Below are 20,336 nucleotides of genomic sequence, written 5' to 3' on the forward strand. Positions count from 1 at the left end.
GCCCAGCCCAGACTTGCCACCGACAGCCGCGCGATCGTGGCACCGGGCGGCGCCACCCTCCTGCCGCACCGCTACACCGCGACCACCGCGGGGGATGTCACCTTCCAGATCAGCGGCGCGACGGGAACACCCGATGCGGCGCTGTTCTCCACCACCATCTATCGCGATGCGGATTGTTCCGGCAGCCTGGATAGCGGGGAAGAGCCGGTGCCGGCGCAAACCGCAGTCGCCGCCGGCGACGTGATCTGCCTTTTCGTGCGGGTGCAGGCGAGCGAGCGCGCGCCGAAGGGCGGCACGCTCGACTACACGCTGTCGGCGACGACGGCCCTTTCCGGCACGAGCACAAGCCTTCTGGCAGCCGCTAACCGGGACATAGTCACGGTCGGGACCGGCGGCACGGTCACGGTCTCGAAAAAGGTGCGCAACGAGACGCGGAACGGCCCCTATGGGATGACGAGCACCGGTGCGCCGGGCGACGTGCTGGAATATTCCATCATCTTCAGCAATCCGTCGGCTGGCTTGGTGAGCGACGTTAGGGTGCATGACGAGACGCCGGACTACACGACGCTTCACGAGCCGCTGCAGGTGATCAAAAACCCTTCTGAACTCGACTGCCAGCCGGCCCTGCCGACGGCTAGCGGAGCGGCCGGTTACAAGGGGCCGCTGCGCTGGGACTGCACCGGCACCATGTCACCCGGCGCAAAGGGCGTGGTCTCGTTTAAGGTCAAGATCGATCAGTAGGAGAGGGTGGGCCCAATCAGGGATGGGCGTGCTGATAGTGAGGGTGACCGGGACTGCGTCCATAGGAATCGGTGTAGCCGCTGCTTCCGGCAGCGGCTTGCGCACCGATGAAGTAGCCGGAGACCCCGCCGAAGACCAAACCCGCCAATAGGGCCATCCAAACCCATTGAATATGCGTCCCGCCTGTCGGGCGCGGCGCTCCCTGCGGCTTTCTCTCTGTTTTCTTGCGTGGCATCTGAATTCCCCGACTCGGCCCCTTCAAATCATTACCCGCCGAAGGCGAGGTGTAAAGGCGTGAGCGCTAGATGCGCCCGATCAACCGGCGCATGCGGTTGCGCAGAATGCGCAGCACGTTCCGCGTTTCGCGGTGGAAATGGATTTGTCCTGCTGCTTGATGAGCGAGCCGTTCCGTCCCGGGCGTAAGCCCCACGACAAAGGTGCCGATCGCCTGCCGCTCGCTCCAGAGCCTGCTCATGACCGGATGATCCGGAACGGCACAGGAATCGGTGGCGATGATGTTCGGATCGTCCAGGTGAGCTTTCGTCACCTCGATCATGAGTAGCGTGCCTGGCGAAAAGCCCGCGTAATTCTCGTCATAAGCCGTCTTCCAGGTGTAGGCCATTCCCGCTTCCACGAAGACCACCAGGCTCGCAAGGGCGTGGTTGTTGAGCACCAGCGTGTGGATCCGGCAGAGATCGCGTTCGGCGAGCAGATGCACAGCCTCCCGGGCGAAGGCCGCGCGATAGCGGTCGACCACCATCGCGGTCCGATCGCGTCCTTTCCAGCCAGCGGCCTCCAAGGTCAGGAATGTCTCGATGGCGGGGCGGATCTCGTCGGGCTGCCTAGCGACACGGTGCTCCAGCCGGCCGAGATCGGCGAGACGGCGCTTCAGGCGGCGGAACTCGCGATAATGGTGGGAACGCAGGCTCTGCCGCAGATAGGCATCCCCATCGACGCCGCTTTCGAGGAAGGGGCGTTCGACCTGGCTTGCCACGATCAAAGGCAGGTTGCGCGTCTCCGCCACCGAACGCAGCGCGGCGGCGAAGGGCCCGTCCAGGCGCGTCTCGGGAAAGACGAAGATCTTCGGGAGGCCGAGATGTGGACGCGCCAGCATCGCGAAGAAATCCTCGATCACGCCAACCGGATCGTCGCCATCAACCAGCGGCGTGCCGAGGGGGCCGAATGGGTGCGCCCAGGCCCGCATGACTGCGGCGCCGAGCGGGATGGCCGGCTTTTCGATCGAGAAAGGCACAAGGAGACGTAACCTGCTCTTCTCCTCGGTTCCGTCGCGGATTACCGCCAGGCGTATCTCTCTGTCCTCCAGCCGCGGCATGGCGGGAGCAAGGAAGCGGGGATTGAAGAAGACATTCGGCTCGATCGCGCGTGCCGCGAGATAGTCGAGTTCCTCCACCAGTTCGAAGCCGGCGGAAGCCGCATAAACGGCCATGCGGCGCAGTGGCCGCCTTGAAGAGAAGAGTTCAATGTCGGCGCGTTCGGGACCTGCCGCCACTCCGGCGAGGTCGCTTATCAACGCTCCGGCGGCGCTGCCGCCGGTTTCTTCCAACAAGGGAGTCGATGCCATCAGCGCGTCTCCTTAGGCGCCGGCAGAAGCGCCACCATGAGGATGCCAAGTTTACGCCAGACCGTAAAAGCCAGTAGCGTCGCCTCCAGAACCAGGGAGACCGACGTGGCTATCGCCACGCCCCATAGGCCCAGGGAAGGTATCAATAAAAAACTGAGTGCAATGTTGGCGGCAAGCGTGAAGCCATAGATCGCAACACTGCTCCTCTCATGGCCGCTCATGGTGAGCAGGCTTTCGGCAGGGCCAACGGTCGCGCGCAGGATCACGGCTGCCACCAGCGGGAAGAGGAGCGGATAGCCGGCCGCGAAACCGGGACCGAACAGCATCAGGATGGGTTTGCCGAGCAGGAGGACGATAAAACCCATCACGGTTGCCGGAATGAAGGTCCAGTACGCTGTTTCGCGGGCAAAGCGTGCGAGGCCAGCCATGTCGCCGCTATGCAGGAAGGCGGAATAGCGCTGAATGGCGCCGGTTCGCACGGCATAGTAGACGAAATGCACGAGGGCCAGCGCCTTCGTCGTGGCGAAATAGACCGCCACATCCGTCGGCTGCATGAAATGACCGACCAGGAGAACGTCGGCATTGGTAAGCAGATAATAGAAGCCGTTGGAAAGGAAGATCGGCACCGACACCATCAGCCATGAGCGCAGGCGGAAGACGGGTTTTACCGACCTCAACGGATTTTCCGTTTTCACGGCAACATAGGCGATCTGCAGGATCGTCGTGAGGTAAGTGGCGAGGATAGCCGCCAGCACGGCAGCGGTGGCGTTGGGGGAAATTCCGCCTACATGTAGTCCCCAAAGGAAGAGGAGGATCAGCAGGGGCCGTATGAGGAAGCTCGGTATCATCGACCACAGCGGCCAGGCATAGGCTCTGGCCGTGCCTTGGAGCAGGTCTCCGACCGCGATCATCGGCAGGCAGACCAGCCCCAAATAGAAGGGAAGCACGTAATAGCTCTGGATGCTCTCCTCGAAGAGCCAGATGCCGAGGGCGCCTGCGAGCGCAATGATGGTGGATGCTGCAAGCACCACGCGCCAGCTCGCCACCAGCACGCCGCGCAATTCTCCGGGGCTCTTCTTAGCTTCGTATTCTGGCACGAAACGGATCACGCTGGTCTGAAAACCGAGGCATGCCGTATTGCCAAGGATGATCATGGTTACCCAGACAAGCACGAAGATGCCATATTCGAACCCGCCCATATAACGGGCAAGCAACACCTGGCTGACAAAGGCTATTACGGCGTTGACGACCCTCAGCGCGAAAGCGATGAGCGACATCCTCCCCGCCGCGCCCCGCGCGTCCGGTGCAAAGATGATCGCGTCGAGTCGGTCGGCCCAGGGGCGCGCGCGAACCGCAAGCCGCCCCGGCAGGAGACGTTCAGCCGCTGCCGCCGCCGAAAACCGCACTGGAGCCCCCTTCCTTCAGATCCGGAGGCCTAGTTAGCCGGAGAGTCTTTAAGAGCTGGTTGAAGACGCCTTTTCCTGCCCCTTCGGACGATTCGGGATCGCGTCTGGGGGCGGTGCAGGCGGCGTTCTACACGAAATCCCGCGCATCAGGCGGTACGTTTATTGCGTGCCGACTACGGAAACAGGAAGCTCCGCGATCGCGGACAATGCTGGAGATTCAGGCAGGTAACCCAGGGGCAGGCCCCTGGGATGACGAAGCGAGGAAGTATTCGCGGATCCGCAGACTTCGCGGTTAAGCGAACGCGCCGTGGCAGTGCTTGTATTTCTTGCCGGAACCGCAGGGGCAGAGTTCGTTGCGGCCCACCTTGCCCCAGGTGGTTGGGTCGTTCGGATCCCGTTCTTCTGCCGGAACGATGCGCGCATCGGCCCGCGCGAGCGTCATCGTGTCGCCATTCGCGAACTCGTCCTCGCCGGTTGTCGGATCGAGGTGGTGGGCCTGCATCGTGGCTGGAGGGGTGGGTGGTGGCGGCGCGGCTTGCTCGCGCACCAGTTCGACGCGCATGAGCTGTGCCGTGACGGCCTGGCGGAGATTGCCAAGCATGGCCTGGAAGAGCTCGAACGCTTCCGATTTGTACTCGTTCAGCGGATCGCGCTGGGCATAGCCGCGGAAGCCGATCACGGAGCGAAGGTGGTCGAGATTGACCAGATGTTCGCGCCAGAGATGGTCCAGCGTCTGAAGCACGATGGACTTTTCCACATAAGCCATGATGTCCGGGCCGAAGCGTTCGGCACGCTCGGCAGCGGCCTTGTTCGCAGCCTCGGTGAGGCGCTCGCGGATATTGTCCTCCGCGATGCCTTCTTCCTTCACCCACTCCTCGATCGGCAGGTCGAGGTTCAGATATTGGAGCACGCCTTCCTTGAGACCCTGAGCGTCCCACTGCTCGGCATAGGCGTTTTCCGGGATGTGGCGATTCACCAGATCGTCGATGACGTCCTGGCGCATCTCGGCGACGGTTTCGGAGAGATGCTCCCCGTCCATCAGCTCAAGGCGCTGGTCGAACACGACCTTGCGTTGGTCGTTCATCACATCGTCGTATTTGAGCAGGTTCTTGCGGATGTCGAAGTTGCGCGCCTCGACCTTTTTCTGCGCCTTCTCGAGAGCCTTATTGATCCAGGGATGGACGATCGCCTCGTCCTCCTTCAGCCCCAGCTTCTGCAGCATGCCGTCCATGCGGTCGGAGCCGAAGATGCGCATCAGGTCATCCTGAAGCGACAGATAGAATTTCGAGCGGCCGGGGTCGCCCTGACGGCCGGAACGGCCGCGCAACTGGTTGTCGATGCGGCGGCTTTCGTGACGTTCGGTGGCGAGCACGTAGAGACCGCCGGCGGCAAGCGCCTTCTCCTTCAGCCGTTGTACGTCCTCGCGGATCGCCTTCTCCTTCGCCTCGCGCTCCGGACCGGCTGGCATGTCGCCAAGTTCTTCCGCGATTCGCATGTCGGCATTGCCGCCAAGCTGGATGTCCGTGCCGCGTCCGGCCATGTTGGTGGCGATGGTGATGGCGCCGGGCTTACCAGCCTGGGAAACGATATAGGCCTCGCGCTCATGGTGGCGGGCGTTCAGGATTTCGAAATCCTTCAAGCCTTCCTTGCGGAGACGCTCAGCCAGATATTCGGACTTCTCGATGGACGTGGTACCGACCAGGATGGGCTGGCCTTTGGCGCGCGCTTCTTTGATCTCGCGCACGATGGCCCGGTACTTCTCCTCGACCGTGCGATAGACCTCGTCGTCCTCGTCAATACGGCTCACCGGCAAGTTGGTGGGAATCTCGATCACGTCGAGACCGTAAATATTGCCGAATTCCTCCGCTTCCGTGGCCGCCGTGCCGGTCATGCCGGCCAGCTTGCTGTACATGCGGAAATAATTCTGGAAGGTGATGGAGGCGAGCGTCTGGTTCTCCGGCTGGATCTTGACGTGCTCCTTGGCTTCGAGCGCCTGATGCAGCCCTTCGGAATAGCGCCGGCCGGGCATCATGCGTCCGGTGAACTCGTCGATGATGACGACCTCATCGTCGCGCACGATATAGTCCTTGTCGCGCTGAAACAGCTTGTGCGCCTTCAGCGCATTGTTGAGGTGGTGCACGATGGCGACGTTCTCGACGTCGTAAAGCGATTCGCCCTTGAAGAGATTCGCCTCGCGCAGGAGGTTTTCCACCTTCTCCGTGCCTTCCTCGGTGAAGGTAGCCGTCCGCTGCTTCTCGTCGACCTCGTAGTCGGATGGATCGAGCTTCAGGATGAAAGCGTCGATGGTGTTATAAAGCTCGGAGCGGTCGTCCAGCGGGCCCGAAATGATCAGCGGCGTGCGCGCTTCGTCGATCAGGATCGAGTCCACCTCGTCGACGATGGCATAGGCATGCCCGCGCTGCACCATCTGTGCGCGCTCGTATTTCATATTGTCGCGCAGGTAATCGAAGCCGAGCTCGTTATTGGTGGCATAGGTAACGTCGCAGGCATAGGCGGCGCGGCGTTCCTCGTCCGAAAGGCCGTGAACGATGACGCCCGTCGTAAGACCGAGGAAGCCGTAGACCCGACCCATCCAGGCGGCGTCGCGCTTGGCGAGATAGTCGTTGACCGTCACGACGTGGACGCCTTTGCCGGCGAGCGCATTGAGATAAGTTGGAAGGGTGGCGACAAGTGTCTTGCCTTCGCCAGTCTTCATCTCGGCGATTGCGCCCTGATGAAGCACCATGCCGCCGATCAGCTGCACGTCGAAAGGGCGGAGGCCCAGCACCCGGCGGGCCGCTTCGCGCACGACGGCGAAGGCCGGCACCAGAATATCATCCAGCGATGCGCCATCGGCGAGCTGCTTGCGGAACTCCTCGGTCTTTCCCCGCAGCGCTTCATCCGAAAGCGCCTGCATTTCCTTTTCAAGGGCGCCGATGGCCTCAACACGGGGCCTTAGACCCTTTACGCGACGTTCGTGCGACGATCCGAAAATCTTGCGGGCAAGTCCGCCGAGACTGACCATCCTATGGTCCTTTCACTTTGCGATATGCCGGCTACTCACCGGCTCGTTCCGCCAGTCGGCCAACGGGGGCAGCCAGCATTTCCGAGGCACCCGGACGCTTCTGGCGAATGCTTCTGGACGCTGGATCGAAGGAGAGATAAGAGGGGTCAACCCTTATGTCAACTTTGCCGGGAAGGCCCTTTCGACCGCACAAATCCGCCACATCGTGTGGTTATTGGATTATTAACGGCCCGCGTAGTTGGCCATTTGAAGACATCATCCCACCGGAGACACACAATGTATGAATCCCTTCGCCGCAATCTGATCGCGCGGGCCGGCGCTGTCGCGATTCTCGCAGGGCTCGGCGCCCTTCCGGCCGTCGCTCAGGAAAATCCCGTGGTGGCGACGATCAATGGCCAGCAGGTGACACAAGCCGACCTCGACCTTGCTGCTCGAGAGCTTGGGCCGCAATTCGGCCAGATGTCGGAGGAACAGCGCCGTGCGGCCGCCCTTTCGGCCATCATCGACGTGCGCCTGTTCGCCGCCGAGGCGCAGAAGGAAGGGATCGACAAGAATGAGGACTTCCAGCGGCGCGCTGAATTCTTGCGGGAGAGGGCGTTGCACAGCGCCTATATCGACGAAAATGTGGTGAAGCCGATCACGGACGAGGAAGTTCGTGCACGGTATGACGAGGAAGTGGCGAAAATCCCGCAGCAGGAAGAAGTGCACGCCCGCCACATTCTTGTGGAGAACGAGCAGGAAGCCAAGGACATCATCAAGCAGCTCGACGAGGGCGGCGACTTTGTTGAGATTGCCAAGGAGAAGTCCAAGGACGGCGCGGCCGCGAATGGCGGCGACCTCGGATATTTCACGGCTGGCGCGATGGTTCCCGAATTCAGCCAGGCGGCCTTCGCCATGGAGCCCGGATCCCATTCCAAGGAGCCGGTGAAGACCCAGTTCGGCTGGCATGTGATCAAGGTCGAAGACAAGCGCATGCAGCCGCCGCCGGCCTTCGAGCAGGTGCAGGATCAGATCCGTTCGCTGATCATCCGCGACAAGTACATGGATAAGCTTGCGTCGCTGCGGGAAGAAGCTGAGCTTGAAATCCCGAACGCAGAGCTCAAGAACGCGGTCGATGGCCTGCTGCGCCAGCAACTCGGGCAAAATGAGGAAGAGCCCGCCGCTGAGGCTCCGGCCGCAGGCGAGGCTCCCGTGGAAGGAGAGACCCCGGCGGAAGGGGAAGCTCCAGCAGAAGCTGAGCAGCAGGAAGCGCCGGCTCAGTAAATCCTTCGTCGTTCCAGAAAAAGCCGTGGAAGGTCTGCTTCCGCGGCTTTTTTATTATCTTGTGGATTGGGAGACGAGCTGGACCAGCTGTTTCAGCTTGCGTCAGCCACAGGCTTCGGGCACACGAAGGCGCATCGAATCCTGCGCATTTTTCCGGAATCGCCCATGTCCTCAGTCGTCTCGCCGCTCGCGCCGAAACGTTATCCCCAGATGCCCGAAGTGGAAGGCGTGCGGATCGCCGCCGCCGAAGCCGGCATCAAATATAAGAACCGCAAGGACCTGATGGTCATGGTCTTTGATGAGGGCACTGCCGCGGCGGGTGTCTTCACTCGCTCCAAATGCCCCTCGGCGGCCGTCGAATTCTGCCGCAATAACCTGCCCGGCGGAAAGGCGCGCATCCTGGTCGTCAATTCCGGCAATGCCAATGCGTTCACCGGAAAGAAGGGCCGCGAGACCACAGCGATGACGGCGAAGGCGGCGGCAAAGGCCGCCGGTGCGGGCGAGGACGAGGTGTTCCTGGCTTCCACCGGCGTCATCGGCGAACCCCTCGACGCGGGGAAGTTCTCGCATCTCCTGGCTGACCTCGTGAAGCGTGCGGAACCCAGCGCCTGGCAAGAGGCTGCCCACGCCATCATGACCACGGATACTTATCCGAAATTCGTGACGGCGACGGCGAGGCTCGGCGAGGCGGAGGTGGTGATCAATGGGATTGCCAAGGGCGCGGGAATGATCGCGCCGGACATGGCCACGATGCTTTCTTTCGTCGCGACCGACGCCCCGATCGCGGCGCCGGTGCTGCAGGACCTGCTTTCGAAAGCGACAGCGAAAACCTTCAACGCGGTGACCGTCGACAGCGATACCTCGACAAGCGATACGCTGATGCTCTTTGCTACGGGCGCTGCCGCCAAGCGTGGCGCGCCTCGGATCACCGAATCAACCGACCCGCGACTGCAGGGCTTCCGCCGAGCGCTTGGCAAACTCCTGAAGACATTGGCGCTGCAGGTGGTGCGCGACGGCGAAGGCGCCCGCAAGCAGGTGGAAGTGACGGTAACGGGCGCGAAATCGGCGCGCTCGGCCAAGCGGATCGCCCTTTCGATCGCCAATTCACCCCTGGTGAAGACCGCGGTTGCGGGCGAGGATGCCAATTGGGGCCGTATCGTCATGGCGGTCGGCAAAGCCGGCGAACCGGCTGAACGCGATCTGATTTCCATATGGTTCGGCAAGAACCGCGTGGCTCATGAGGGCGAGCGGGACCCGGGCTATTCCGAGGAGGAGGTCTCGGCCTATATGAAAAAAGACGAGATCGATATACGGGTCGATCTCGGATTGGGACGCGGCAAGGCCACGGTCTGGACCTGCGATCTCACCAAGGAGTATGTCGCGATCAATGGCGACTATAGGAGCTGAGTGAGCGGAAGCGTGGATAAGAAAGCGGTCGAACGGCTGGCAATGATCCGCCGTTTCGAAGCGGCGGGTTTTCGCGCCTGGCCGGCGACCTCGGTACAATATGACGGTACCTGGGCGGTGAGGCTGACGGCGAGCCATCCGGCGAAGCGCCTGAATTCGGTCAATCCGCTCGATCCCAGCGACGACCGGCGTCTGGAGCACCGCATCGAGCGTGCGGCCAGACGGTTCAAGGCTTTTGGCCGGCCGCTCACATTTCGCATTTCTCCGCTGGCGGCGCCTGCGATCGGTCAACACCTGGACGCCGAGGGATGGACGGTCTTCGGCCAGTCCAAGGTCATGCGGCTCCGCCTCAATGAGGCGGTTGTCGAAAACGCGGTGGACCAGATCCCGCTCAAGGACTTGAACCGCTTCGTGTCAGCCGCATTCGAAGTGCACGCCTACGAAGCCGACTTGCGGCCCGGATTCACCGAGGTTGTCAGCCTCATCAAAGCCGAAGCGGGCCTCTTCATCCTCGAGCAGGACGACGTGCCGGTCTCAACGGCCATCTGCGTGCATGACGGTGCGCTTGCGGGTCTGTTCGAAGTAGCCACCGTCAGTGAAAGGCGAGGACGGGGCTTCGGGCGGCGAATGCTGCTTTCGGCGCTCAAATGGGCTTCCAGCCGCGGAGCCCGCGTTGCTTGGCTCCAGGTCGAGGAAAACAACGAATCAGCCCTGGCGCTTTACCGTTCGCTCGGCTTCGAAGAGGTGTACCAGTACCATTATCGCCGACCGGGACGGGAAGGCTAAACTGTGGAAAACTCGGAAAAACCGATCTTGCTCGTCGCGGCCTGCGCGCTGATCGACGCCGATGGGCGGATCCTTCTGGCGCAACGACCGGAAGGCAAATCCATGGCCGGTCTTTGGGAGTTTCCCGGCGGGAAGGTCGAGGCGGGCGAAACGCCTGAAGAGACGCTCATACGCGAGCTTCACGAGGAACTCGGCATCGAAACGAAGGTGGAATGCCTGGCCCCGCTGACCTTCGCAAGCCACTCCTATGAGCGTTTCCACCTGCTCATGCCGCTTTATGTCTGCCGGCGGTATCAGGGCACGCCCCGCTCCCGCGAGGGGCAGGCGTTGAAATGGGTTCGTCCGCGCAACCTGCGCGACTATGACATGCCGCCGGCCGACGAGCCGCTTATCCCATTTCTTATCGACCTTCTCTGAACGTTAAATCTTCCTTTAACGAAAGCTGACAATCTTACGCTGGGGGCGCATGACCAGCGGAGCTAAAGAACGATGCGCGTGGAGTTCGACGGGGGCTCTGTCAAAAAAGAAAAACTGGTGCGCCTCGGCATGGGCGTGGTCCGGGTAGCGCTGCTTTTCGGCTCGGCAGCGATAGCCTTGGCCATGATTCTGACGCCGCTTCTCGATCGGCGCACGCGAGACATGGCGGCCCATGGGATCGACCCGGTAGCGACCGGTTCCGTTCCGAATCGGGTTTTCACGATTCGTCCCCCACGGGCCATCTGCGTCGTGACGGAGGATGGCGCCGGGACCGGAACTGGGGAGTGCTGATGCGGCATACTCCCGTCAGGATTTCCTAATGCTTCTCCGCAAGCACGGCCAGACCAGGTTTGAAGCGCCCGCTGTGAGACATTTTCTGCGCAGCAGAGATGGCGCGACGGCGGTGGAATACGCCCTCATCGTCGGAATACTCGTGATCGCGATTTTGGCCGGTGCAGTCGAACTCGGCCGAGTTGCTGGCCAATCCTATGGAAACATAGCGGAAGATCTGGCTGAAATCGGGAGGTGACCCGGGTTTCTGCCTACGCAATCAGACCAGCGCAATCAGCGGACAATCCCGCTCCTGTGCGAGTGGCGCTGCCGTTTCTCCATCGTATCCGTAGGCATACGAACCGGATCAGTCCTTTTTCTCATCCGGCGACAATACCGATTTGAGGGATATCCGAGCGCTCCCCCGCCGGAGCGGTTTCTGCTGTGATTCGTGCGGGGCCCAACCGGAAAGCCAGACGATGTTGAACGTGGCGCGGATCCGCCCGTCGGGATCAGCGAAGCGTTCCTGGTAAATCTCTGCGGCGCGGAGAAAGAGCGAGCGCGTGGCGGGACGGCGGCTGCGCTCGCAGAGCGCATTGGCGGCACCCATGGCGCGCAGGTCCCGCATCAGGTCGAACATTGTTGAGTAGCGAACAGTAACGGTTTCCAGATCCGCCACCGGAAGCGCAAAACCGGCGCGCTGCAGGAGCGCGCCCACGTCACGAACATCGGCAAAGGGACTGACGCGAGGTGTCGCGCCGCCGGTAAGCTCGGCCTCCGCCTGTAGCAGGCTTTGCCGCAGTTCCTGTAGCGTGCCGGCGCCGGCAAGCGCAGCGAGAAAGAGGCCGTCCGGTTTGAGGGAACGGCGAATCTGCACAAGGAGGCCAGGAAGATCGTTCGCTTCGTGAAGCGTCAGGAGAGAAACGCAGAGATCGAGGCTTTCCGGCGGAAGCGGAACCGTCTCGGGTTGTGCAACAAGCCCTTCATACGGGCCTTCCAGAAAGTGCTCGTCCGATTCGACGCGCAGGATGCCGTCCGCCTTGCCGCTTTCCGCGATGACATCCGCGGCATCCCGCCTGAGGCAGAAGAGGGCTGCCGCGCGCGGAAAGCGACGCTCGACCGTTGCCAACCGGTCCGAGAGATCTTCCGCCGCGCGGCGCATCAGAAATCCGGCAGCTTCGTCACCATTGCGCAAGGCGCGCAGCTTGCGGTGGAGTGCGAGATGCGGGTCGAAAATCGGTTCCATCGGATCTTCTCTCGTCGTTGATGCGCAATCGCACGAAACTGCTATGCTGGCAAAGGTGGGTTGTTTCTTGGTGCGGGCAAGAATGGGGTTTCTCCGGCAGGCAGGAATCGCGATACGGGATTGGCCGGTACGGCTGCTCTTTCCGCCGGCCTGTCTTGGCTGCCGCAATCTCGTTACCGCACCGGGCACGCTGTGTGCCGCATGCTGGCCGGGCCTGCGCTTCATCGAACGGCCGTGGTGCCCAGTGATGGGCACACCTTTCCCTCACGATATGGGCGACGGGTTTCTGTCGGGCGAGGCGATCGCCAATCCGCCTCCTTTCGCACGGGCACGGTCCGCGGTTGCCTACCGGGGCGTTGCCGGGCGCATGGTGCAGGCGCTGAAATTTTCCGACCGCACCGATCTCGCGCCATGGATGGCGCGTTGGATGGTGCGGGCGGCCGTCGAACTCATTCCGGATGCTGATGTGGTGGTGCCCGTGCCTTTGCACCGCAGGCGGTTCTTCCACCGCCGCTTCAACCAGTCTGCCGAGCTTGCTCGTGCCTTCGCCAGGCTCACCGGTCTCGATTACCAGCCGACGGCTCTTCTGCGACGACGGGTCACGCGCCAGCAGGTCGGGCTTGGAGCCCGCGAGCGGCAGGAAAATGTGCGCGGCGCGTTCTACGTTCCGCCCGCGGGAGAGCGGATACTGAAAGGAAAGCGGGTCATCCTCATCGATGACGTCTTCACGACCGGAGCGACGGTCGCAGCGGCCACGAGGACGCTCAAACGGGCCGGCGTGCGGGAAGTCGATGTGCTTACCTTCGCCCGCGCGCTCAAGGAAGACTTTGCGTCCGAGGAAGCGATAATTATATAGGCGGCCAAACAATGCGGATGACGCTATGGCAGATGTGACGATCTATACCCGGATGGGCTGCGGTTATTGCGTAGCAGCCAAGCGGCTGCTCGAACGCAAGGGCATCCCGTATACCGAGCATGATGCCAGCTTCTCGCCCAAGTTGCGCCAGGAGATGATCGCGCGGGCGAACGGCCGCTCGACCTTTCCCCAGATCTTCATCGGCGATTTGCATGTGGGCGGTTCGGACGAGTTGCATGCATTAGAGCGCGAGCGCAGGCTCGACACGCTGTTGGAAGAACAAGGCATAGCGAGAGTTTCGCAATGACGGCGATCCGCGTTGCAGCATTGCAGATGCGCTCCGGCACGGAGCCCCAGGCAAACCTCGCCGCATTCGAGGCGCTGGTGCGCGAGGCCGCTGGGCAGGGCGCCAGATATGTACAGAGTCCGGAGATGACGGGCGTGCTCGTGCGCGGGCGCGAGGCGCTTCTCGAGCGCATCCGTCCGGCGGACGAAGACCCGCTTGTGCGGCGCGCGGCGGAGCTCGCGAAAGAGTTTTCCATTTTCGTCCATATCGGATCGACCGCCATTCCGCTCGATCGCGGCAAGGTAGCCAACAGGGCTTTCCTGTTCGGTCCCGACGGCGGCCTGATCACCACCTACGACAAGATCCACATGTTTGATGTCGATCTTGACAAAGGCGAGAGCTGGCGGGAATCGGCCACCTATAGCCCAGGCGGACGTGCTGTGGTGGCGGGGCTTCCATTCGCCCGGATGGGCCTTGCCGTCTGTTACGACCTCAGATTCCCGCAGCTGTTCCGCGCGCAAGCGCTTGCCGGGGCCGAGCTGCTCACCGTGCCGGCCGCCTTCACGCGGCAAACGGGTGAGGCGCACTGGCATGTGCTGACGCGTGCGCGGGCGATCGAAAACGGCGCATGGGTGATCGCGGCGGCGCAAGGAGGCCTGCATGAAGACGGGCGCGAGACATTCGGCCATTCCGTGATCATCGATCCATGGGGTCGTGTCGTCGCAGAAGCCGATCACGACGAGCCGGCCGTGGTGCTCGCGGATATCGATCCCGCAGCGGTGGCCGAGGCGCGGCGGAAGATCCCCAATCTGAAGAATGCCCGGGAATTTACCGTGGAGGAGGCTCTCTTCGAGGAGGTGGTGGCATGATCCGCTACGGCCTCATCTGCGATAACGATCACGAATTCGAAGCGTGGTTCCGCAGTGGCGAGGATTTTGAAGCACAGAAAAGCCGCAAGCTCGTTTCTTGTCCCGAATGCGGGTCACACGAGGTGCAGAAGGCATTGATGGCGCCGGCGGTCTCGACCAGCCGCAAAAAATCTCAGATCGCGCTTGCAATGAGCGAGGAGCAGAAGCGGGCGCTGGCCCAGCTGAAGGAGCTTTCGCAGAAGATCCGCGAAAATTCCGATTATGTCGGCGACAAGTTCGCGGAAGAGGCGCGCAAGATTCACTTCGGCGAAGCAGAGGCTCGTGGCATTTACGGCGAAGCGACGCCCGACGAGGTGAAGTCGCTTGCCGAGGACGGCGTCGATTTCATGCCCCTGCCGGTGTTTCCCGAGGACAGGAATTAAGATCTTCCTGTCCTCGCATTGTTCACTTCATGAAGGGGATGTTCAGATCATCGCCTCGGCTTTCGGCTTCTCGGCCAGGACCATATAGTTGACGTCCATGTCGCGTGCGCGCTGCCAGCGATCCGTGAGCGGGTTGTAGACGACGCCGGTGCGATCCCTGGTGATAAGGCCGGCATCGGACAGCGCCTTCTCGAGTTCCTCGGGCCGAACCAGCTTGCCGTATTGATGCGTGCCGCGCGGGAGCCAGCGCAGCACATATTCGGCACCGATGATGGCAAGGCCCAGCGCCTTAAGGGTGCGGTTGATGGTAGCGACGAACATTAGGCCGCCCGGCTTCAGCATTTCCGCACATTTTTCGATGAAGAGACCGACATCGGCCACATGCTCGACCACCTCCATATTAAGGATGATGTCGAACTTCTCACCCTGGTCGGCGAGCGCTTCGGCGGTTTCGGCGCGGTAGTCGATGGTGACGCCGCTTTCGGCGGCATGAAGCTTCGCCACCTCGATATTGGTCGCGGAGGCGTCGGCCCCCACCACCGCGGCGCCCAGCCGGGCCATGGGCTCGCAGAGAAGGCCGCCGCCACAGCCGATATCCAGGATGCGCAATCCCTCGAACGGCTTGGCGGCACGCGGGTCGCGGCCGAAATGGGCAGCGACATTGTCGCGGATATAGGCCAGGCGGACGGGATTGAACTTGTGCAGCGGGCGGAACTTGCCGTTGGGGTTCCACCATTCCTGGGCGAGGGCGGAAAAACGCTCCACTTCGCCGGCGTCGATTGTCGTGCGTCGGGCTTCTGGCATCACATTCGTCTCCTCTCGCGTCAGCATGAAGTCGGGCGGCAGCGGCTTCATGTCAAGTCTCGGCTTGCTTGCAGAATGCAACGCCTTTGGATATTGAGACCCCGCTGCCGGAGTGGCAGCTTCGAATTCAGACTTCCCGCAGGCTCGGCCTCGTAGCAGCAAAAGGCTTTTCGCAAGACCATGGCGCGCATCGTGATGAAATTCGGCGGTACGTCCGTCGCCGATCTCGACCGCATCCACAATGTGGCGCGCCATGTCAAACGCGAGGTGGATGCTGGGCACCAGGTAGCGGTGGTCGTCTCGGCCATGTCCGGCAAGACGAACGAGCTCGTCGGCTGGGTGCAGGGCATGCCGAAGGCATGCGGCGCCAGCTCGCCTCTTTACGATGCGCGGGAATATGATGCCGTCGTCGCTTCAGGCGAACAGGTGACGAGCGGTCTGCTCGCCATCGCGCTGCAGTCGATCGGCGTGGACGCGCGATCCTGGCAGGGCTGGCAGATTCCGATCCGCACAGACAATGCACATGGCGCCGCACGCATTGTCGACATCGACGGAAGCGAAATCGCAAAGCGCATGGAGCGCGGGCAGGTGGCCGTAGTCACCGGCTTCCAGGGCCTTGCGCCCGACAATCGCATCGCCACGCTCGGACGTGGCGGGTCGGACACGAGCGCGGTGGCGGTTGCCGCAGCGCTCAAGGCTGATCGCTGCGATATCTACACGGATGTCGACGGGGTCTACACGACCGATCCGCGCGTCGAGCCCAGGGCGCGGCGGCTGGCGAAGATCTCGTTCGAGGAAATGCTGGAGATGGCTTCCCTTGGCGCCAAGGTGCTGCAGGTGCGCTCGGTCGAGCTTGCCATGGTGCACAAGGTGAGGACCTTCGTAAGATCGTCATTCGAGGACCCGGACGCGCCGGGGATGGGCGATTTCGAAAATCCGCCCGGCACGCTCATTTGCGACGAGGAAGAAATCGTGGAACAGCAAGTCGTCACCGGCATCGCCTATGCCAAGGATGAGGCGCAGATCTCGCTGCGTCGGGTGGCCGACCGGCCAGGCGTCTCCGCCGGCCTTTTCGGTCCGCTCGCCGAGGCCAATATCAATGTCGATATGATCGTCCAGAACATTTCCGAGGACGGGTCCAAAACCGACATTACCTTCACCGTGCCCACCGGAGATGTGGAAAAGGCGCTGGCCGTGCTCAACAAGGCGCGGGAGAGCGTGGGCTTCGATGCCGTGCAATCCGAATCCGGGCTGGTGAAGGTCTCGGTGATCGGCATTGGCATGCGCAGCCATGCCGGCGTGGCGGCCACCGCCTTCAAGGCGCTCGCCGACAAAGGCATCAATATTCGTGCGATCACGACTTCGGAGATTAAAATTTCCATTCTGATCGACGGCCCCTATGCGGAATTGGCCGTGCGGACTTTGCATTCCGTCTACGGTCTGGATAAGCATTAGGACGAATGTCTTGAACCATGCTTCGCGCACTGCCACATGGGTGGCGCCCGCGAAGCTTTGGAGAAGGTCCGATGCGCGACACTGGCGGCGGCCCGCGTGTTCTCTTGAAGCGGCTGCGCGAATTGATGGCAGAGCCAGTCGAGCCGCAGCAGCGGCTCGATCGCATCGTGCGCGAGATCGCGCAGAACATGGTGGCGGAGGTCTGCTCCCTCTACGTCCTGCGGGCCGATTCGGTCCTTGAACTCTACGCCACGGAAGGCCTCAACCCGAACGCCGTTCACCTGGCGCAGCTTCGCCTGGGTCAAGGTCTTGTGGGCACCATCGCGGCAAGCGCCAGGCCGCTGAACCTTTCGGATGCGCAGAAACATCCCGCCTTCGCCTATCTCCCGGAGACGGGCGAAGAGATATACCACTCCTTCCTCGGCGTACCGGTCTTGAGAGCAGGGCGCACCCTCGGCGTGCTCGTCGTGCAGAACCGCACCATGCGGGTTTATCGCGAGGATGAGCTGGAGGCGCTGGAGACGGTTGCCATGGTTGTCGCGGAGATGATCGCGACGGGCGATCTCGCGCGGCTCACGCGACCGGGAATCGAGCTCGATCTGCGGCGCTCGGCGAGCTTCAAGGGCCTGCCGCTCAATGACGGCGTGGGTCTGGGCCATGTGGTTCTGCACGAGCCGCGCATCGTCGTTACCAATCTCTTCAACGAAGACAGCGATCGCGAGATGGAGCGGCTGGAGGAGGCACTCTCCTCGCTTCGAATTTCCATAGACGACATGCTGTCCCGGCGCGATGTGGCGTTCGAGGGCGAGCACCGGGCGGTGTTGGAAGCCTATCGCATGTTCGCCAACGATCGCGGATGGGTGCGGCGGCTGGAGGAGGCGGTGCGCAACGGCCTCACCGCGGAGGCTGCGGTCGAGAAGGTGCAGAGCGACATGCGCGCGCGCATGATGCACATGACCGATCCTTATCTGCGCGAGCGCATGAGCGATTTCGATGACCTCGCGAACCGTCTCTTGCGCCAGCTCATGGGTCGCGGTCCGGAAGCGCTCGCTGAAATCGTGCCGAAGGACGCGATCCTGGTCGCCCGCTCCATGGGAGCGGCGGAACTTCTCGATTACCCGCGCGAGCGCTTGCGTGGCCTGGTGCTCGAGGACGGCGCGCCGACAAGCCATATCGTGATCGTCGCGCGCGCAATCGGCCTGCCGACCGTCGGTCAGGTCAAGGGCGCCGTGGCGATGTCGGAAAATGGCGACTCGATCATCGTCGATGGCGAGGATGGGCAGGTTCATCTGCGTCCGCAGACGGATATCGAGACCGCCTATGCCGAGAAGGTGCGTTTTCGGGCCAGGCGGCAGCAGCTCTATCGAGAACTGCGCGACAAGCCCGCGATCACCAAGGATGGCGTCCCGATCGAGCTTCTCATGAATGCCGGGCTTGCGGTGGACCTGCCGCAGCTCGTGCAGGCGGGCGCGGACGGGATTGGCCTGTTCCGCACCGAGCTGCAGTTCATGGTCGTTTCCACCTTCCCCCGCGTCGAGGCGCAGGAGCAGCTATACCGTGAAGTGTTGGAAGCGGCCGGTGACAAGCCGGTGACCTTCCGCACGATCGATATCGGCGGCGACAAGGTGCTGCCATACTTCAAGAGCGCGCAGCAGGAGGAGAATCCCGCCTTAGGCTGGCGTGCGATCCGGCTGACGCTGGACAGGCCCGCGCTTTTGCGCACGCAGATCCGCGCGCTGCTCAAGGCGGCTGGTGGCCGCGAGCTCAAGCTCATGCTGCCCATGGTCACCGAGATCGATGAAATCAGGCAGGCGCGCGCTATCATCGACCGCGAGGTACGGCATCTTTCGCGTTTCGCCTATCTTCTGCCCACGAGCCTCAAGCTTGGCGCGATGATCGAGGTGCCGGCGCTTCTATGGCAGCTCGACGAGCTCATGCGGGCTGTGGACTTTGTTTCCGTAGGGTCGAACGACCTTTTCCAGTTCATCACTGCGACGGATCGCGGCAATACGCTGATCTCGGACCGTTTCGATCCGTTAGGCGTCCCCTTCCTCAGGGTGCTGAAGCAGATCGTGCAGGCCGGACAGGCGGTCAATACGCCTGTGACGCTTTGCGGAGAACTGGCGGGTCGGCCGATTTCCGCTATGGCGCTGCTCGGCATCGGCTACCGCTCCATATCCATGAATTCCGCTTCGATCGGCCCGGTGAAGGCAATGCTTTGCGAATTGCCTCTGCAAAAGCTGAGCGAGAGGCTGGATGCGGCTCTTGTCAATCATCGCGGGAAAACCGATATCCGCGCCGAGCTGAAGCAGTTTGCCAGCGAGCATGATATTCCAATCTGACAACAACCAAGGCGATCGATGGCAGAGCTGCCGCGCGAACGGATGGACCAGGTTTTAAAGCGTTTCGAGCTGATCGAAACACAGATGGCGGCTGGTCCCTCGCCTGAGGCCTATGTGAAACTTGCTTCCGAATACGCGGAACTGCAGGAAGTGGCCGCCAGCGTCCGGGCTCTGCGGAAGGCCGAGGCCGAATTGGAAGATCTCGTTGCTATGCTGGCCGACAAGGGCATCGATCGCGAGATGCGCGAGCTTGCCGAGGCCGATCGGGAAGAGGTGGAAGACCGCGTCGAAGACCTGAAGCAGAAACTTCAGGTCCTCCTGCTTCCTAAGGACGAAGCCGACGAGAAGAACGCCATCCTCGAAATCCGTGCCGGAACGGGGGGTGATGAAGCAGCCCTCTTCGCCGGCGATCTCTTTCGCATGTATGAGCGTTATGCCGGCGAACATGGCTGGCGCGTCGAAGTGGTTTCCGCAAGCGAAGGCGAGGCGGGCGGCTACAAGGAAATCATCGCCACCGTATCGGGACGCGGGGTGTTTTCCCGGCTGAAGTTCGAATCCGGCGTGCACCGCGTGCAACGCGTGCCGGCAACCGAGGCGCAAGGCCGTATCCACACCTCGGCTGCAACCGTCGCCGTGTTGCCGGAGGCAGAAGAGATCGACATCGATATCAAGCCGGAAGACATCCGCATCGATACGATGCGCGCCTCGGGCGCGGGCGGGCAGCACGTCAACACGACCGATTCGGCGGTGCGCATCACGCATATCCCGACAGGGATCGTCGTGGTTCAGGCGGAGAAGTCGCAACACCAGAACCGGGCACGCGCGATGCAGATCCTGCGGGCGCGGTTGTTCGACGCCGAGCGGACAAGGGCAGCGAACGAGCGCTCGGAAACACGTCGGCTGCAGGTCGGTACAGGCGACCGATCGGAGCGCATCCGCACCTACAACTTTCCTCAAGGGCGCGTCACGGACCACAGGATCAACCTGACGCTCTACAAGCTCGATCGCGTCATGGAGGGTGAGCTGGACGACATCATCGACGCGCTCATCGCCGACCATCAGTCGAAGCTGCTTGCCGCGGAAAGCGCGGAGGGCTGAT

19 protein-coding genes and 1 pseudogene are annotated in these 20,336 nt (G+C 62.3%); 14 read left to right on the forward strand and 6 right to left on the reverse strand.

The features are described from left to right. Window positions 1-741, forward strand: a pseudogene (locus tag CHEJ32_RS27560) (right-handed parallel beta-helix repeat-containing protein); the annotation flags it as partial. Window positions 742-757: 16 nt separating this feature from the next. Here CHEJ32_RS27560 and CHEJ32_RS27330 read toward each other — a convergent pair. From CHEJ32_RS27330 to secA, 4 genes are all read right to left on the reverse strand, one after another. After that, window positions 758-976 (reverse strand): hypothetical protein, encoded by a 219-nt coding sequence (locus tag CHEJ32_RS27330; protein WP_156936797.1) that lies wholly within the window; start codon window positions 974-976, stop codon window positions 758-760. A 66-nt stretch (window positions 977-1,042) separates the two neighbouring features. Beyond that, window positions 1,043-2,323: a GNAT family N-acetyltransferase gene (locus CHEJ32_RS0123350; RefSeq protein WP_028035904.1), complete on the reverse strand. Its 1,281-nt coding sequence runs from the start codon at window positions 2,321-2,323 to the stop codon at window positions 1,043-1,045. Further along, window positions 2,323-3,729 carry a lipopolysaccharide biosynthesis protein gene (locus tag CHEJ32_RS0123355; protein WP_028035905.1) on the reverse strand — a complete coding sequence of 469 codons (1,407 nt, stop codon included), beginning with the start codon at window positions 3,727-3,729 and terminating at the stop codon, window positions 2,323-2,325. Before CHEJ32_RS0123355 ends, CHEJ32_RS0123350 begins: the two co-directional genes overlap by 1 nt. A 292-nt stretch (window positions 3,730-4,021) precedes the next feature. Further along, the gene (secA, locus tag CHEJ32_RS0123360; protein WP_028035906.1) at window positions 4,022-6,754 is read right to left on the reverse strand and encodes a preprotein translocase subunit SecA; all 2,733 of its coding nucleotides are present in this window, start codon (window positions 6,752-6,754) and stop codon (window positions 4,022-4,024) included. Between the two features lie 276 nt (window positions 6,755-7,030). Here secA and CHEJ32_RS25995 point away from each other — a divergent pair, with 276 nt between their 5' ends. The 6 genes from CHEJ32_RS25995 to CHEJ32_RS26000 all read left to right on the forward strand — a co-directional run bounded on the left by CHEJ32_RS25995 (window position 7,031) and on the right by CHEJ32_RS26000 (window position 11,216). After that, on the forward strand, window positions 7,031-8,017 hold the full coding sequence (locus CHEJ32_RS25995; protein ID WP_051469881.1) for a peptidylprolyl isomerase: 987 nt from the start codon (window positions 7,031-7,033) through the stop codon (window positions 8,015-8,017). Window positions 8,018-8,182: 165 nt separating this feature from the next. Beyond that, entirely contained in the window at window positions 8,183-9,424 is a 1,242-nt protein-coding gene (gene argJ, locus CHEJ32_RS0123370) for a bifunctional glutamate N-acetyltransferase/amino-acid acetyltransferase ArgJ (protein ID WP_028035907.1), read from the forward strand. 42 nt (window positions 9,425-9,466) lie between these two features. Next, window positions 9,467-10,210, forward strand: coding sequence for a GNAT family N-acetyltransferase (locus tag CHEJ32_RS0123375; protein ID WP_034659066.1), 744 nt, complete (start codon window positions 9,467-9,469; stop codon window positions 10,208-10,210). 3 nt (window positions 10,211-10,213) lie between these two features. Further along, a complete protein-coding gene (mutT, locus tag CHEJ32_RS0123380; protein WP_028035909.1) occupies window positions 10,214-10,627 on the forward strand; it encodes an 8-oxo-dGTP diphosphatase MutT in 414 nt (137 codons plus the stop codon). Window positions 10,628-10,699: 72 nt separating this feature from the next. Continuing rightward, window positions 10,700-10,978 carry a hypothetical protein gene (locus CHEJ32_RS0123385; RefSeq protein ID WP_034659053.1) on the forward strand — a complete coding sequence of 93 codons (279 nt, stop codon included), beginning with the start codon at window positions 10,700-10,702 and terminating at the stop codon, window positions 10,976-10,978. 28 nt (window positions 10,979-11,006) lie between these two features. Continuing rightward, a complete protein-coding gene (locus tag CHEJ32_RS26000; RefSeq protein ID WP_034659057.1) occupies window positions 11,007-11,216 on the forward strand; it encodes a Flp family type IVb pilin in 210 nt (69 codons plus the stop codon). A gap of 108 nt (window positions 11,217-11,324) precedes the next feature. Here the strand turns inward: CHEJ32_RS26000 and CHEJ32_RS0123395 are convergent, their stop codons facing one another. Further along, the gene (locus CHEJ32_RS0123395; protein WP_028035911.1) at window positions 11,325-12,203 is read right to left on the reverse strand and encodes a methyltransferase domain-containing protein; all 879 of its coding nucleotides are present in this window, start codon (window positions 12,201-12,203) and stop codon (window positions 11,325-11,327) included. An 82-nt stretch (window positions 12,204-12,285) separates the two neighbouring features. On the opposite strand from CHEJ32_RS0123395, the gene CHEJ32_RS0123400 reads away from it, so the two are divergent. The 4 genes from CHEJ32_RS0123400 to CHEJ32_RS0123415 are packed head-to-tail and all read left to right on the forward strand — an operon-like array spanning window position 12,286 to window position 14,636. Then, entirely contained in the window at window positions 12,286-13,059 is a 774-nt protein-coding gene (locus tag CHEJ32_RS0123400) for a ComF family protein (RefSeq protein WP_028035912.1), read from the forward strand. A 25-nt stretch (window positions 13,060-13,084) separates the two neighbouring features. Next, window positions 13,085-13,366: a glutaredoxin 3 gene (gene grxC / locus CHEJ32_RS0123405; RefSeq protein WP_028035913.1), complete on the forward strand. Its 282-nt coding sequence runs from the start codon at window positions 13,085-13,087 to the stop codon at window positions 13,364-13,366. Continuing rightward, window positions 13,363-14,214 carry a carbon-nitrogen hydrolase family protein gene (locus CHEJ32_RS0123410; protein ID WP_028035914.1) on the forward strand — a complete coding sequence of 284 codons (852 nt, stop codon included), beginning with the start codon at window positions 13,363-13,365 and terminating at the stop codon, window positions 14,212-14,214. The genes grxC and CHEJ32_RS0123410 overlap by 4 nt, the downstream gene beginning before the upstream one ends. After that, window positions 14,211-14,636 carry a DUF1178 family protein gene (locus CHEJ32_RS0123415; protein WP_028035915.1) on the forward strand — a complete coding sequence of 142 codons (426 nt, stop codon included), beginning with the start codon at window positions 14,211-14,213 and terminating at the stop codon, window positions 14,634-14,636. Before CHEJ32_RS0123410 ends, CHEJ32_RS0123415 begins: the two co-directional genes overlap by 4 nt. A 42-nt stretch (window positions 14,637-14,678) precedes the next feature. On the opposite strand, the gene ubiG is transcribed toward CHEJ32_RS0123415, so the two are convergent. Beyond that, window positions 14,679-15,440 (reverse strand): bifunctional 2-polyprenyl-6-hydroxyphenol methylase/3-demethylubiquinol 3-O-methyltransferase UbiG, encoded by a 762-nt coding sequence (gene ubiG, locus CHEJ32_RS0123420; RefSeq protein ID WP_028035916.1) that lies wholly within the window; start codon window positions 15,438-15,440, stop codon window positions 14,679-14,681. A 180-nt stretch (window positions 15,441-15,620) separates the two neighbouring features. Here ubiG and CHEJ32_RS0123425 point away from each other — a divergent pair, with 180 nt between their 5' ends. The 3 genes from CHEJ32_RS0123425 to prfA all read left to right on the forward strand — a co-directional run bounded on the left by CHEJ32_RS0123425 (window position 15,621) and on the right by prfA (window position 20,335). Continuing rightward, a complete protein-coding gene (locus tag CHEJ32_RS0123425) occupies window positions 15,621-16,895 on the forward strand; it encodes an aspartate kinase (RefSeq protein WP_028035917.1) in 1,275 nt (424 codons plus the stop codon). A gap of 71 nt (window positions 16,896-16,966) precedes the next feature. Next, window positions 16,967-19,237: a phosphoenolpyruvate--protein phosphotransferase gene (gene ptsP / locus CHEJ32_RS0123430; protein ID WP_028035918.1), complete on the forward strand. Its 2,271-nt coding sequence runs from the start codon at window positions 16,967-16,969 to the stop codon at window positions 19,235-19,237. An 18-nt stretch (window positions 19,238-19,255) separates the two neighbouring features. Beyond that, on the forward strand, window positions 19,256-20,335 hold the full coding sequence (gene prfA, locus CHEJ32_RS0123435) for a peptide chain release factor 1 (protein WP_028035919.1): 1,080 nt from the start codon (window positions 19,256-19,258) through the stop codon (window positions 20,333-20,335). Window position 20,336: the final 1 nt, after the last annotated feature.

It is taken from the genome of Chelativorans sp. J32 (assembly GCF_000518985.1).
Lineage (GTDB): Bacteria > Pseudomonadota > Alphaproteobacteria > Rhizobiales > Rhizobiaceae > Chelativorans.

Bases quoted from the DNA above. Each gene is read 5' to 3' on its own strand.
- CHEJ32_RS0123410 (WP_028035914.1), top strand. From the start codon at position 13,363: ATGACGGCGATCCGCGTTGCAGCATTGCAGATGCGCTCCGGCACGGAG.
- prfA (WP_028035919.1), top strand. From the start codon at position 19,256: ATGGCAGAGCTGCCGCGCGAACGGATGGACCAGGTTTTAAAGCGTTTC.
- ubiG (WP_028035916.1), bottom strand. From the start codon at position 15,440: ATGCCAGAAGCCCGACGCACGACAATCGACGCCGGCGAAGTGGAGCGT.
- secA (WP_028035906.1), bottom strand. From the start codon at position 6,754: ATGGTCAGTCTCGGCGGACTTGCCCGCAAGATTTTCGGATCGTCGCAC.
- argJ (WP_028035907.1), top strand. From the start codon at position 8,183: ATGTCCTCAGTCGTCTCGCCGCTCGCGCCGAAACGTTATCCCCAGATG.
- CHEJ32_RS0123375 (WP_034659066.1), top strand. From the start codon at position 9,467: ATGATCCGCCGTTTCGAAGCGGCGGGTTTTCGCGCCTGGCCGGCGACC.
- ptsP (WP_028035918.1), top strand. From the start codon at position 16,967: ATGCGCGACACTGGCGGCGGCCCGCGTGTTCTCTTGAAGCGGCTGCGC.
- CHEJ32_RS0123415 (WP_028035915.1), top strand. From the start codon at position 14,211: ATGATCCGCTACGGCCTCATCTGCGATAACGATCACGAATTCGAAGCG.
- CHEJ32_RS0123425 (WP_028035917.1), top strand. From the start codon at position 15,621: ATGGCGCGCATCGTGATGAAATTCGGCGGTACGTCCGTCGCCGATCTC.
- CHEJ32_RS25995 (WP_051469881.1), top strand. From the start codon at position 7,031: ATGTATGAATCCCTTCGCCGCAATCTGATCGCGCGGGCCGGCGCTGTC.
- CHEJ32_RS0123395 (WP_028035911.1), bottom strand. From the start codon at position 12,203: ATGGAACCGATTTTCGACCCGCATCTCGCACTCCACCGCAAGCTGCGC.
- CHEJ32_RS0123400 (WP_028035912.1), top strand. From the start codon at position 12,286: ATGGGGTTTCTCCGGCAGGCAGGAATCGCGATACGGGATTGGCCGGTA.
- CHEJ32_RS0123350 (WP_028035904.1), bottom strand. From the start codon at position 2,323: ATGGCATCGACTCCCTTGTTGGAAGAAACCGGCGGCAGCGCCGCCGGA.
- CHEJ32_RS27330 (WP_156936797.1), bottom strand. From the start codon at position 976: ATGCCACGCAAGAAAACAGAGAGAAAGCCGCAGGGAGCGCCGCGCCCG.
- CHEJ32_RS26000 (WP_034659057.1), top strand. From the start codon at position 11,007: ATGCTTCTCCGCAAGCACGGCCAGACCAGGTTTGAAGCGCCCGCTGTG.
- grxC (WP_028035913.1), top strand. From the start codon at position 13,085: ATGGCAGATGTGACGATCTATACCCGGATGGGCTGCGGTTATTGCGTA.
- CHEJ32_RS0123385 (WP_034659053.1), top strand. From the start codon at position 10,700: ATGCGCGTGGAGTTCGACGGGGGCTCTGTCAAAAAAGAAAAACTGGTG.